This window comes from Bacteroides sp. 11BF, from assembly GCF_019633765.1.
GTDB classification, from domain to species: domain Bacteria; phylum Bacteroidota; class Bacteroidia; order Bacteroidales; family Bacteroidaceae; genus Bacteroides; species Bacteroides hominis.
The window spans coordinates 132419-147506 of sequence record NZ_JAFKPJ010000003.1 but is presented as its reverse complement, the minus strand read 5'-3'; the positions used below and the strand labels follow the sequence as shown (position 1 = coordinate 147506).

The 15088-nt window shown below is 41.0% G+C and carries 7 protein-coding genes; all 7 read left to right on the top strand.

Features of this window, described 5'->3' with window-relative positions:
* The first annotated feature begins 102 nt into the window (after positions 1-102).
* The 7 genes from JZY04_RS03950 to JZY04_RS03920 all read left to right on the top strand — a co-directional run bounded on the left by JZY04_RS03950 (position 103) and on the right by JZY04_RS03920 (position 15066).
* Positions 103-1575, top strand: coding sequence for a TolC family protein (locus JZY04_RS03950; RefSeq protein WP_122142204.1), 1473 nt, complete (start codon positions 103-105; stop codon positions 1573-1575).
* A gap of 40 nt (positions 1576-1615) precedes the next feature.
* Positions 1616-2866: an efflux RND transporter periplasmic adaptor subunit gene (locus tag JZY04_RS03945; RefSeq protein WP_122142115.1), complete on the top strand. Its 1251-nt coding sequence runs from the start codon at positions 1616-1618 to the stop codon at positions 2864-2866.
* A 135-nt stretch (positions 2867-3001) separates the two neighbouring features.
* Positions 3002-5434: an ABC transporter permease gene (locus JZY04_RS03940; RefSeq protein ID WP_122142116.1), complete on the top strand. Its 2433-nt coding sequence runs from the start codon at positions 3002-3004 to the stop codon at positions 5432-5434.
* Between the two features lie 148 nt (positions 5435-5582).
* A complete protein-coding gene (locus tag JZY04_RS03935; protein WP_122142117.1) occupies positions 5583-7931 on the top strand; it encodes an ABC transporter permease in 2349 nt (782 codons plus the stop codon).
* Between the two features lie 12 nt (positions 7932-7943).
* Positions 7944-10274, top strand: coding sequence for an ABC transporter permease (locus JZY04_RS03930; protein WP_122142118.1), 2331 nt, complete (start codon positions 7944-7946; stop codon positions 10272-10274).
* Positions 10275-10283: 9 nt separating this feature from the next.
* A complete protein-coding gene (locus JZY04_RS03925) occupies positions 10284-12674 on the top strand; it encodes an ABC transporter permease (protein WP_122142119.1) in 2391 nt (796 codons plus the stop codon).
* Between the two features lie 163 nt (positions 12675-12837).
* Positions 12838-15066 carry an ABC transporter permease gene (locus JZY04_RS03920; RefSeq protein ID WP_122142120.1) on the top strand — a complete coding sequence of 743 codons (2229 nt, stop codon included), beginning with the start codon at positions 12838-12840 and terminating at the stop codon, positions 15064-15066.
* Positions 15067-15088: the final 22 nt, after the last annotated feature.

Here is a 15088-nt window from a genome sequence, read left to right as displayed (position 1 = left end):
GCACACGAAAGCAAGGAAGCATTCACATATAAATCGCTATTAAAAAGCAACTTACATCCATGGCACACCTTTTGAATGATTTATATAAAAAGTAAATACACAATGAATCTGAAAACGATATTTATTATTGCCGGATGCAGTTGCATCTCATTGGTCGCCGCACAGGAACACACGATGGAGCTCTCTTTGGACGAAACCGTGAAGCTTGCCAAGCTTCAGTCGCCGGACGCACAAACGGCACGCCATAGTTTCCGTTCGGCTTACTGGAATTACAAATATTATAAAGCAAACTATTTGCCTGCTTTGAGCCTGACTTCGGATCCCAATTTAAACCGGGCCATCAACAAAGTAACACTGGGAGACGGAACTGTAAAGTTCGTAGAACAGAATATGCTCAGCACAGACCTCACCCTAAGCCTGACTCAGAATATTCCTTGGACCGGAGGTTCACTTTTCATAGAGACGGCAGCGCAACGCATGGATCTCTTCAGTGATCATACAACGGCTTGGCAGACTTCACCTATTAATATAGGTTACCGCCAGTCGCTCTTCGGATACAACAGTTTGAAATGGGACCGCCGCATTGAACCGGTACGTTACCGGGAAGCAAAAAAATCGTATGTAGAAACACTCGAATTGGTAGCTGCACGGGCTACACAGAAGTTCTTTAACCTTGCCACCGCACAAAGCAATTACGAAACCGCCACCACCAATTATGCCAACGCAGACACACTCTATCAATATGCCCAGGGGCGCTATAACATCGGTACCATTACCGAAAACGAAATGCTGCAACTGGAACTGAACAAACTAACCGAAGAAACCAACCGGATGAATGCCCGTATCGAGATGGACAACTGCATGCAGGAGCTACGCTCGTATCTGGGCATTCAAAGTGATGAAGAACTAAAAGTGAAAGTCAATGACCATGTGCCGGACTTCAGTGTAGAATTGCACGAAGCGTTGTTGCTGGCCAACGAGAACAGCCCGGAGATACAGAACATGATGCGCCGGAAACTGGAAAGTGAAAGCAATGTGTCGTATGCCCGAGCCAATGCCGGACTGAAAGCGGATATTTATCTGCGTTTCGGATTGACACAGACAGCCGATAAACTGGGGAGTGCATACAAACGACCTTTAGACCAGCAATACGTCAGTTTGGGCATTGCGCTTCCCATTCTCGACTGGGGACGCGGCAAAGGCAAGGTGCGTGTGGCACGTTCCAATCGCGATCTTGTATACACACAGGTGGAACAGGACAAAACCGACTTCGAACTAAATGTGCGCAAACTGGTGAAACAATTCAACCTTCAGGCGCAGCGGGTACGGATAGCCGCACGTACCGACGAAACTGCCCAACGGCGTAGCGACGTGGCACGCAAGCTCTATCTGCTCGGTAAGTCGACCATTCTCGACCTGAATGCTTCCATCACAGAGAAAGACCAGGCACGCCGTAATTATATAACAGCCCTTTATAACTACTGGAGTTTGTATTACACCTTACGCAGCCTCACTCTCTTCGACTTTGAAGGAAAGGCACCACTCACCGAGAATTATGATCTGTTGATAGACTGATCCGAAACAAAAATCGTTAATCGAAAAAAATAAAAATAATATGGATATTAAAATTGAAAAGAAACCCTGGTACATCCGCTATAAATTCTACATAGCCGGAGGCATTGCATTCGCCGCTTTCCTTGTTTACGTCATTACTTTGTCGGTCGGTCCGCGCAAGCTCCGCATCGAATCGGAAAACATACAGATAGCCGAGGTCAAAGACGGTAAGTTTATGGAATATGTAGATGTGGAAGGACTGATCCAGCCAATTCTCACTATCAAAGTGAACACCCGCGAAGCCGGCAGCGTAGAGCGTATCATCGCTGAGGAAGGAAGCCTGCTCCAAAAGGGAGATACGATCCTTACCCTTTCTAATCCGGATTTGTTGCGCAGCATCGAGGACCAACGGGACGATTGGGAGAAGCAGCGCATCACTTACCAGGAAAAAGAGATCGAAATGGAACAGAAAAGCCTGAACCTAAAACAACAAACGTTGGAAACCAATTATGAACTGGCGCGGCTCAAAAAGAGCTTTGCGCTGGATAAAGAAGAATTTCGTATGGGCATCAAGAGCAAGGCACAACTTGAAGTATCGGAAGACGAATATAACTATAAGATAAAAAATGCCGAACTACAACGTGAAAGTCTGCGCCACGACTCGGCTGTGACCATCATCCGTAAAGATCTGATACGTACAGATATGGAACGCGAACGCAAGAAATATGAGCGAGCCACAGAGCGTCTGGGCAATCTGGTAGTGAAGGCACCCCTCGGCGGACAACTCAGTTTCGTCAAAGTGACACCGGGACAGCAGGTAAGTTCAGGTGAGAGCATTGCCGAAATCAAGGTACTTGATCAGTACAAGATTCACACTTCATTAAGCGAGTATTATATTGACCGCATCACCACCGGACTACCTGCTACCGTCAACTATCAAGGCAAGAGGTATCCGCTTCGCATTACTAAAGTCGTACCCGAAGTGAAAGACCGCATGTTCGATGTCGATCTGGTTTTCACCGGTGAAATGCCCGATAATGTACGTGTAGGCAAGAGTTTCCGTGTACAGATCGAGCTGGGGCAACCAGAACAGGCCATTGTCATCCCACGCGGTAATTTCTATCAGGCTACCGGAGGACAATGGATCTACAAAACCAATGCATCAAAAACAAAGGCAGTACGTACGCCCATCACCATCGGACGCCAAAATCCTCAGCAATATGAAATCACCGGAGGATTAGAGCCCGGAGATTATGTCGTTACGACAGGATATGATACCTTTGGGGAGGCGGAAGAATTAATACTGAAGTAATATAAAAAATGGATCAAACTCACCACAGAGTAGCACAGAGATAGTTTTCTTTTAATATCCTATAAACAAGAGATTAAAACTCTGTGAGACTCTGTGGTGCTCTGTGGTGAAATCAAACTCAAAACCATTACAAACATGAAAACTATAAAGCTGGCCTGGAAAGCCTTGGCACGTTTCAGGACATATACATTTATCAATATACTGGGCCTCGCCTTGAGTCTGGCTTGTGTACTTATCATCCTACGGTATATCCATCAAGAGGTTACTGTAAACCATTTCTGCAAAGACCTTGAAAACACCTATCTGCTATATTGCGAGTATGAAGATGGAACGCGGACAATAAGCAGCAATGAAGATAGAAATAACGACCCCAACTTTATCGATCCGCTGAAAGATCCGTCTGTTCTGAAAAGTACCCGGTGGATTAATTTCTCGGAAGACAGAATTACAGTCGGGAAACAGATATATAATGTGAAAACCGTGGTGACAGACAGTGCATTTCTGCAAATACTGCCATATCCGTCTGTATCCGGTATCTCCTCTCTGAAATCTCCGAATGATGCCATCATCACCCGGCGATTGGCTGAAAAACTGTTCAAAGGAGAGAATCCGATTGGGAAAACAATGACTTACAGCACAGGAGACATCATCACGATTACGGGAGTAATAGGGGAGCCGCCTACGAAAAGCTTTTTAGATTTCGACCTGATTGTATCCGAACAATTGCAACATTCATGGTCGCGTTCAAGCTATAGCTTGATACAACTGATGCCCGGAACGGACTTTAAGAAGCTGAACGTCAAGAACGAAAAGTTTATGAAGTTAAGGTGCTATATGGACACACCGACTCGCCTGCAATTTTTTCCATTAAAAGATTTCTATTTCGACAAGACCATTCGTATCTATGATAACGGTAAGAGTAATTTCCAAAGAGGCAATTATAATAATATCTTAGTACTTGCTGTTGTCACCATTGCTTTGTTGATAATCGGTTTGTTCAATTTCATCAATATCTATACGGTAATGATGCTCAAACGCGCCAGAGAGTTTGGAGTTAAAAAGGTATACGGTGCCGGTACAAAGGATGTATTCGCACAGATTTTCACTGAAAACTTTATCCTGACAGGCATGGCTCTATGTATATCCTGGTGCATCATCGAAATAACCGGTGGTATGATGGAACATGTGCTCCGGATACCGCAAATCTCCAATACGGAATTCAGTGCCATACTTTCTGTCGGAGTATTGATTCTGTTGCCATTATTGACTTCTATTTATCCATTCATCAGATACAATTACGTTTCGCCTTCCGTATCTATCCGTTCGGTGAATGCAGGAGGACATTCCATCGTATCCCGTGTGCTATTTTTATTCGTTCAGTACCTCATCACCTTTGTGCTTATTATTGTTTCTCTCTTTTTTACAAAGCAAGTGCGTTTCATGTTGGCTGCCGATTTGAACTATACTACCAAGGACATCATTCAGTGTCAGTTATATGCCGAACGTTCTTCATATGATCTAAATATGTCGAACGAAGAGTGGGAGAGACGTAAACAAAGAGAGAAAAGTAATCTGGCTTACATCAAAGAAGAAATGGACCATTCTCCGCTCTTTATCCGTTGGGAGTATGGAGAGAACCCGAATCAATTGGACGGTAATTATAATAATGTGCGGAATGTGCAGCGGGACGAGTTCAAGCCAGTTATTTATAGCAGTCTAAGCAACAAATATATTGAACTGTTCGGCTTTCAGCTAAAAGAGGGGCGCCTGTGGAATGACTCTGTTGATCAATGGAGTGATTATAAAATGATCATTAATGAATCGGCCAAATCACTCTTAGAAATAGATAATATAGAAACGGCCCTGATTCAACCCGAAAGAAGATTGTGGTGGTCTTCTTCAAAATCCGAAGAAATGGAGAAGAATCCTCCATATCAGGTTATCGGAGTGATCAAAGACTTCAAGATCGGTCACTTATCGAAAACCACTCCTCCGCTCTTCATTGTTTACGAAGATCCGCGGGGCAGTTATAGAGATCGACTGATGGCACAAATCATTCCCGGAAAAAAGCAAGAAGCCATTGCCTTCCTGAAAAAGCTGCATGATGAAATACTGGGCGAAGGTGAGTTTGAATACAGCTTTTTAGAAGACGAGATAGCGACCATGTATCAAGAAGATAAGCGAACTGCTGAGATATACTCCTTGTTCAGTGTCATTGCCATTCTTATATCTTGCCTGGGGTTATTCGGATTATCTATGTTCGACATCCGTCAGCGATATCGTGAAATTGCACTACGTAAAGTGAACGGAGCCACCCTAAAGGAGATCTATCCGCTCCTGTTAAAGAAATACTCGATTATTCTGGGAGTGGCATTTGTCATCTCAGCACCTCTATCCTGGTATATCATCTCAAAATATCTGGAAGGATTTGCCAACAAAGCTCCTATATCCTGGTGGCTGTTTGCTGTTGCCGCCATAGTGACTTCCTTCATTTCGCTGGCCACTCTGATATGGCAAATACGAAAAGCTGCCAATATCAATCCGGCCAAAGTGTTGAAAGGAGAGTAGTAAATTTGTATTTTTGTGCGCATGCGCACTATGATCGTGCAAATTCACACGGTGTATCTATACATCATAAGCACATAAACAATAGTGTTTCAACAAGTTGCTTCTTTGGCATACTTCTTGAAACACTATTTGTAAAAACAAGAACCAAATGATACGACACTATTTTAAAATCGCATTCCGAAATCTGCAGAAATATAAAACTCAGAGTATCATCAGTGTTATCGGATTGGCTGTAGGAATCACCTGCTTCACGCTTGCTACCTTATGGATACGCTATGAAATGACATACGATACTTTTCATAGAAAGGCCGACAATATCTATATGGTTAGAGCACAGCTCAAATCGGCAACCGGTGTACTAAGCAATTCACTGCCATATCCTGCCATAGAATATCTGAAAAAGAATTTACCCGAGATAGAAGACATCTGCGGAATCTCTCCCATGAAACGGAAACTTCAGTTCAATGACAGGAGTGAGAATCTGCTGACTGTCGAAGTAGACTCTGCCTTTATCAACATGTTCGATGTACGTCTCCTAAAGGGAAATGTCAACTTTCTTAAAGAAAGAGGAAAAGAAATAGCCATCACCGAATCGCTTGCTAAAAGTTGGTTCGGAGAAGAAGACCCTTTAGGAAAAGAGGTTGAGTTGGGAGGGCGTTTTTGCCGGATATGTGCAGTCGTCAGCGATTGGTCACAACACTCCAATCTGGCATACAGTATCTTGCTACCCATCCGCCATTACCCCGACTGGTTAAGTGAAACGGAACAAATATTTATTCGCATACGTTCCAATACGGACATTGAGAGCTTTCAAAAAAGAGTATCTGCTATCAACCTCTCTAAACAAGAAAAAGAGAGCAGTTTGGGCCAATTGACCATAACGCCGATTACCTCACTCCGCTATTCAGATTACTTAAATAGAGACGAAATCGTTATTTCGTTTAATTATATCCGTTATTTTGCCATAGCAGGGGCTCTGGTCATCCTATGCTCGCTATTCAATTACCTGACTCTCTTTATCAGTCGTCTTCGCATGCGTGGCCGTGAAATGGGACTTCGCAAAGTTTGTGGTGCCACAGACCGTTCACTGTTCACACTATTCTCCATCGAATACCTGTTAGTATTGATTGCCGGATCTGCAACAGGAATGGTCCTTATAGAGTTATGTTTATCACGATTTATAGAACTGGCACAAATATCAGAAACAACATCACTATATTCAGAAGCAATGATATACATCATTGCGGTAATTATCCTGTCATTTATCATTTCACAAATCCCTCTGTATTACTTCAGAAAACGGACTTTACAAAATAATATCCAAAACAAAAAAGAGACCGCCCAACGGGGGATATTTCGCAAATCCGGATTGGTCATGCAGTTAATTATCAGCTTAGGCTTCATTTTCTGCACAGCTGTCATGATGAAACAACTTTATTATCTGAAAAACACAGATCTGGGTATGGAACGACACAACTTAGCCAACGTTGCCATCTGGATGAAGGGAGGTGATATCAATGAATGGAATACTAAAATTGCCAGTTTGCCCATGGTTACAGAAACCTTGCCCCCACACTATTTCCCGATCATTCCCACAGGGCCAATGATGTATACAGAGATCAACGGATGGGATGGTCAGAACAAAACAAATGATGAAACATATTCGGTAGGTATCATGCCTTCGGGCGAAGATTTCTTCAAATACTACGGATTGCATTTGTCGGAAGGAGAATGGTTATCTGATAAGAGTATTACAAATGATGTTATCATCAATGAAACCGCCGCATTAAAATTCGAGTGGAAAAGTGCCGTCGGAAAGAAATTCTACTCAGAATACGACGGACAGAAAACATTCTATCATGTGATAGGAGTTGTGAAAGACTTTAGCCATCTTCCCCCTACGGTTGCTCCGCAACCTCTCGCCTTTGTCCGTGCCGAAGAGCAGCAATATTTGTGGGGACGTGCCAGTATCCTATTCAAGTTTAAAGAAGGAAGCTGGAAAGCTTGTCTGGACACAATTCAAAAAATGCAGAACGAAGATTTCCCGTCTTCTTTCATGAGACTGTATAACGAAGAGGAGGAATACAACAAATATCTGCGCTCCGAAGATGCACTTATGACCTTATTGGGAATTGTTTCTTTGGTCTGTGTCATTATCTCCATTTTTGGCATTTTCTCTCAAGTGACTTTGTCATGCGAACAACGACGTAAAGAAATAGCTATCCGCAAAGTGAACGGAGCTACCATAAAGAACATCTTGCAGATGTTCTTTAAAGAGTATTTCATTCTTTTGTTTATAGCCGCCATCATTGCGTTTCCAATCAGCCACATCATCATGCAAACATGGATTGAAAGTTACATCCGGCAAACGACTATTCCGGCCTGGATGTACGTCGCCATCTTTATAGGCATAGCGGGAGTTATTGTCATCAGTATTTTCTCAAGAGTATGGAGTGCTGCCCGGCAAAACCCGGCAGAGGTAGTAAAAACAGAATAAAAGAGGAAAAGTATGATACGACACTATTTTAAGATTGCTTTCAGAAACTTATTGAAATATAAGGGCCAAACTATAATTAGTATAATCGGACTGGCTATGGGATTCACCTGTTTCGCTCTTACCGTTTTATGGATTCGCTATGAAATGACATACGACACTTTTCACGAAGGAGCCGACCGAATCCATCTAATATACAAGAAATCCATACTGGATGCTACAGGATTTGATAAAACGGTGCCATATCCGGTTTCAACTTCTTTAAAAAGAATGCTCCCTGAAATAGAGGATGCATGTGCTTTTGAATTTTATAAATCGGATATAACTGTCAATGACGGTGCCACACAACAGCTATACCGGATCAATGCTGACTCTTGTTTCATGAATATGTTTCGGATACGGGTTCTTGAGGGAAACCTTGACTTTTTAGAATCAGCCAATAAGATAGCCTTGACGGACAAAGCTGCCAACCGTCTTTTTGGAACAGAAAACCCTATCGGTAAAGAAATCAAAGTCTATGGAGACCCCAAAACAGTTTGTGCCATTGTCAACAGTTGGAGCGAACATACTAATTTACCATTCTCCATATTAGGAGGCGGAATACGGCAATGGCAGGACGTCTGGTACAATAATGGATTCTATGTTTTTATTAAACTTCATCAAGGAGTAGATACCAAGGTACTAAGTAATAAACTGAAGCAAACAGAAATAAAGACAAATAAAAACGAGGGGGCTATCAAGGAGTTATTAATGATGCCTGTCAGTAAATGCCATTATACGATATTGGCAGACAATAATGCCATTCAGTTCAACTATATTATTCTCTTCGCTGTGATTGGAGGTTTGGTGATCCTTTGTTCGTTGATCAACTATCTGTCACTGTTTATCAGCCGCCTATGGATGCGGGCCAAGGAGCTTGCATTACGCAAAGTTTGCGGTTCGTCCAATCGGAACCTGTTTGCTTTACTGACCATCGAGTTCCTGGTTATCCTGATTTCGGCCGGATTGATAGGCATGGCATTAATAGAATTAGTATTGTCGGAGTTTAAGGAACTTTCGGGAGTGACAGACGGAAATATATATTGGGAATCATCTCTGTATTTTATGATTATTATTGGATGTTCTCTTTGCCTCTTCATGCCCGTCACTCTCTATTTCAACCGACAGACCCTGCACACCAACATACAGAAGAGTAACACAAACAGACATCGATATTTCATTCGTAAGGCAAGTATCCTGTTTCAGTTATCAATCAGTATAGGATTCATTTTCTGTATCTGCATTATAATGAAACAACTCTATTTCCTAAGTACTACAGATATCGGCATAGAACGTAAAAACATTGCTACCTTAAGCTTGTATCCGCAAGACAATCTACCTCCCGCAGCAGATAAAATAGAGCAGATGCCTTCTGTTACCCAAATACTGAAAGGACATTTCTCTTTGCTCCCGAGAACAGTGTCTATGTCTATGGCTTTCAAGGACTGGGATGGCAAACAACCTTCGGACCCCGATATGAACATGGAAGTACTGATGGAAAGTGAGGAATTGGCCCAATTCTATGGCATCCGGCTTTTAAAAGGGAAAATGCTGAAAGAAGGAGAAAGTGACGCAAGCACTATTGTTATCAACGAAACGGCTGCAAAAGCTTTGGGCTGGAGCGATCCGATTGGCAAGAAATTAATCAGGCCTAACGGAACAGCCACCACTGTCATCGGTTTGGTCAAAGACTTCCACACTACTTCGCCCACTGTTCCTGTAAAACCAATAGCATTCATAGCCAAAGGGTTTTCCGGTTTCTATCTTGGCAAAGGAGATATTCTGATAAAATACAGGGAAGGGGAGTGGCCTAAACTGAAACAGGCTGTTGAAGATCTTTGCCGAAAAGAATATCCGGACACAAAAATCGTATTATCCAACATGGAAGATGTTTATAACGATTATTTAAAATCTGAACATGCACTCTTGAAATTATTAAGCTGTGTAGCAATAGTTTGCATTTTGATCGCAATTTTTGGAATATTTTCGTTAATAACACTGGCTTGCGAACAACGTCGCAAAGAGATAGCTATTCGAAAGGTGAACGGAGCAACACTTAAAAATATACTCTCTATTTTTGCAAAAGAGTACCTCATATTGATACTGCTCTCTTCTCTTCTGGCATTTCCACTCGGTTATGTCGTCATGAAGTCATGGTTACAGAGCTATGTGGAACAAACCTATATAAATGCTTGGATTTACATCGTTATCTTGGCAGGAACTACTATTGTCATAAGCCTTTGTATTGGTTGGAGAGTGTGGAAAGCCGCCCGGCAAAATCCGGCGGAAGTAGTAAAAACAGAATAAAAAAATAGCATGATACGATCTTATTTAAAAATAACATGTAGGAATCTTCTGAAGTATAAAGCTCAGAACATACTCAGCATTATTGGACTCTCCATCGGTTTTATAGCCTTTCTGTTAGGTGGCTACTGGTACTACTGGGAGCACCATTTTGACAGTTTTCATCCACAAAGTGAACATACTTATGCCTTGACGACTACCGGAATATTTAAAACAGCCGATGGGTTGGAAGGAGAACTGAACCAAATACACCAGCTGGCGGAGAAAGAGATAATAGCATTCCCTGAAATAGCTAAGGTATGCCATGTCAGCGATGTGAAATATGAAGCAGATGGTAAAGAAAGAAGTTGGATAGGAATGGCAGTAGACTCCACTTTTTTTGATATCTTCCAATGCCGGATGATCGAAGGAAATTATCATAAAACGCCTTATAACGCAAACTTTGTAATTCTGACCCGGAAAATGGCAAAACATCTTTATGGAGACAGCAGCTGTATAGGGAAAGAAGTGAAAATTAATAAAGAAATATCTTACACCGTTGCGGGAGTAATGGAGAATTATCCGCAGAACAGTGATTTTAAGTTTGAGTATCTCATTCTGAATACCCCCCAAGCCAATATTGTGAAGCGTAGTACCACTTATGTATTATTACACTCCAGTGCCAATGCATCACATCTGAATAAGAAAATAACATCTTTCCGGATTAAAGAGGCAGACACTCAAAGGGATACTTATTCCGAATGGCATTTCCACTTACGTTCATTGCCCGAGGTTCATGTCTACTGTTCTCCGGAACTCAAGGGAAGATTTCAACATATCGGCATTTTGGCAACAGCAGGTTTACTGGCTTTTGTCAGTGCGTTAATGAATCTGCTCGTATTGTTCATCGGACAACAGCAACGAAAAGCACGGTATAATTCAACTTTTTCAACTCTCGGAGCTTCTACCCTGAGCTTGGTAGGTAAAAACCTGCTTGAGCTCATTATACCTTTATTCATCGCTTTTTTGATATCAATGGGAGTTTGTGAGTTCTTATTTCCATATTATAAAGATTATACCAGTCTGGTGGCAGAGAGTAGCAGTTATTATTTTGGCACGATTCAAAGTATCACCAAACAGGAAATATTTGGAACAGCTCTTTGGATTTATCCGTTATGTTGTGTTGTTTTCCTTGTCATAAGTCTGCTTCCCATCATCGGATTGCTGAAACGAAGCAGTCATGGGACTTCAACGTCCTTACGAAACGGATTAATCATCGGACAAATATTTATTGGTGCTTTATTTCTTTTCACTTCATGTATGTTCTACAGTCAATATAGCTTCATGACACACACAGATAAAGGGCTCGTTACAGACCATATATGGCAAATCGATTTAGGATATGATGCGACTTATAATAAAGACTGCAGTCCTTTTATAGCAGCATTAAAAGAAAGCTCTGCTATCGAAGGAGTGACAGCTTTAACACAGCCGATCCTTGTTTTCAGAGGGGAATGGTATTGTACTTTCATTACCAATTTCCCTATTGAAGGACGGAATTCTGATGAATCTGAGGAGGATAACTGCGTCATCGTACAAAAGAATTTTCTCCCATTCTTTGGGATGAAGATGAAAGAAGGAGAATGGATACAAAATCAAGGAACAGAAGATATCGTTGTCAATGAAACCGGGGCACGCCAACTTAATATCCCTTCCTTAACAGGTCGTCCTATTATCAATAATACAGGAACCGATGCAAAGTCTTATAGAATCAGTGGTATTTTACGCGACTTTTACTATTGTCCGATGCAATATCCTCTGTCGAAGACCTTCTTTATGTATAAAAGCAATGCCGATGCTGCGAAAGCTTACAACGGTTTCCGGTACTTCTATATAAAGGTACGTCCGGGAAAAGAAAAGCAAGCATTGGAACATGTCCGGCAGATTTATCCGGAATATAGCAAAGGAGAGATTACCGAAGATGCACAGATCATTCAGCTCTCTACATTGATGGAATTGTTCAACCGGCCGGAAAAGATGATGTTCCGTATTTTCCTGCTATTGGCTATCCTTTGCATTCTCATTTCTTCATTCGGAGTATATTTCCTGGTTTCGCTCTCTACTGAGCAACGCAAGAAAGAAATAGCCATTCGGAAAGTAAACGGTGCACGATTCTCTGATATTTTATGCCTGTTTTTTAAAGAGTATTTATGGCTAACTTTAACCGGTAATGCGATTGCTCTTCCGTTAGGATATATCTTTATCCGCCGCTGGCTGGAAACCTACGCATACCACACAGGCTTCCACGGATGGCTGTTTATATGTGTGTTTCTTTTTACCTGTATTATTGTTATCCTTTCCGTTATAAAACAAGTAATAATAGCAGCTAAAATAAATCCGGCGGAATGTATGAAAAGTGAATAAGCCGTCAGAGTGCGTATTCGCACCGGAATCGTGCAATATCACACACTGTTTTTGAATGAGCAATAGATGTAATATACATGAATACAGTACTATACAAGTTTGGCACATTTATTGAATCTATAATAACAATAAAAGACATAAAAACAAATAATGCAAACGAATTATGATATTACATTATATAAAAGCTACATTCAGGCAATTGATAAAACACAAAACGCAGACTATCATTTCTATATTGGGAATCACTTGCGGATTGCTTTGCTTCAGTGTTTGCAATTATTATAATCGTATTTTCAGTACTGGCAATAAAGATTTAGCAACTTATGAACGTCAGGCTGAAATATGGATAGAGGGAAATGCATACCAAGTAAATATTCCAATACAAGACTTTGAAAAAAAAATCGGAAAAGAAAACTTTGAAGCAGTTGCTTTTTATTTCAACGCTAATGCCAAGATTACTTTGGATGAAACCATTTATTATAAGATAAGCAAAACTGAATGCAATGCCGATTATTTCAAAGTATTTCCTGCCAAGTGTGTGAACGGGTCATTACAACAGTTTGGAATATCATATAATGAGGCAGTAGTAACTACTGATTTTGTGAGAGAATTTTGTGGTAATAAATCTCCGTTGGGAAAGAGCATACTAACTGAAAATGGAAGAAACTATACGATTATTGCCGTCATAGAGCCTTATCCGGCAGGGATGAACAACTACCACAATCAGTATGATGTTTTTCTCCCGTTAGCAGAAAACGCTTCATTTGGAGCACACAAAATCTTATTAAAACATGCAGAAGATGCCGAACGGCTCTCTCAATATCTACAAAAGTTAGAACTTTTTCCAAAATTCCCGGAATGGGTACCTCAAATAGTATTAGAAAGCAAAATGGAGCACAAGTCCGGTGCCGAATTATGGATTGCATTTCTTGGGATATTGGTTCTATTGGTAGGTATGATCAACTATTTCTCGTTCAGCATAGGAACATTTGCCAATCGCTGCAAAGAAATCAGTCTACGTAGTACATTAGGAGCTACTTATTCAGGACAATTCATGCTACTTTTCCTTGAACAAGCTGTCGTTATCCTGATTAGTGGAATAATCACCTTAGCTGTCACCGAAAGTTTCCTACCCTGGTTTATAAGTACGTTTTCGTATGAGATGCAAAAAGAATTGTATATTGATACCTATCGGCTCTGGAAATACGAATGCCAATACTTGATTGGGATACTGTCAATCAGTGCCTTAGTCTCTCTTCTTTCATCATGGTATATTACGCGTAAAACCGCGGCGCAAGGTTTAAAGGGGGGAACTGCTACTGGTCAGCGTCACATCATAAGAAACTCTTTATTGGGTTTCCAACTTTTCTTCTCCCTTTTATTCGTCATTGGAACAGTCAGTATTTGGATGCAGATGCAGGAGTATAACCGAATAGCCAATCCGTACTTGAATGCTAAAGAAAAGAAAGAAATCATGGTATTGGATATTAGAGGATATAACCGTATCGAAGAGAACCGGCAGGAACTTATAAGTTTTCTCCGTTCACGCCACTGGAACGAAAAAATGGCATATAGTAACAGAGATTATGCTCAGGATTATGGGTTCACAGAACTTATTTACGTTTCAGACGAATATTTTGAATTGATGAATATAGATTGTAAACACCAGGCAGGGGAACCATTTTGTTATGTAAACGAACAGCTATATCAGACTTTACAGACAGATTCTACTCCGGAAATCTATCGTTATCAAAACAAAATATATCCAGTGAAAGGTTTGGTACATATAGGTTGTGACTCACCAAGCGCAAAGCTACTCGCTATTCTGCCCATTTCTGCAATGAACAATGAAATTGGAAAAATTTATATCCAGTTAGCCTCCAATGTTTCTCACAAAGATATAGAAGCAGAGATGGCCGGAAAGATAAATCAATATTTGCCGCAAAACGAACCTTTTGAGTTCATCAGCTTATATAAAGAACAAATCGGTCTGAGGAGTATCTCACTTATATGGCTATTCATTGTTTGCTCCTCTATTTGCCTACTGATTACGATGTTAGGAATTTATGGTGCAATCAGTATTGACACCGTACGCAGACAAAAAGAGGTGGCTATCCGTAAAATTAATGGTGCACGCCTGTTGAATATTTATTGGTTATTTGGGAAAACCTACCTGATTTTATTCTTAATATCTTCTATTTTAGGGAGTTTGAGCAGTTTGTTTATCATGATTACAGGTAGCCAACATAAAATCATTCTATTTGATTATGCTAACCCATGGCTCTGGATATATTCTCTTTTGCTTTTGATAATAATTATAGCAGGTACTGTTAGCTGGCAAATATACCATATTGCACGAACTAACCCGGCAGAAGTTATTAAAAACGAATAAAAACAAATTACACAATACACCA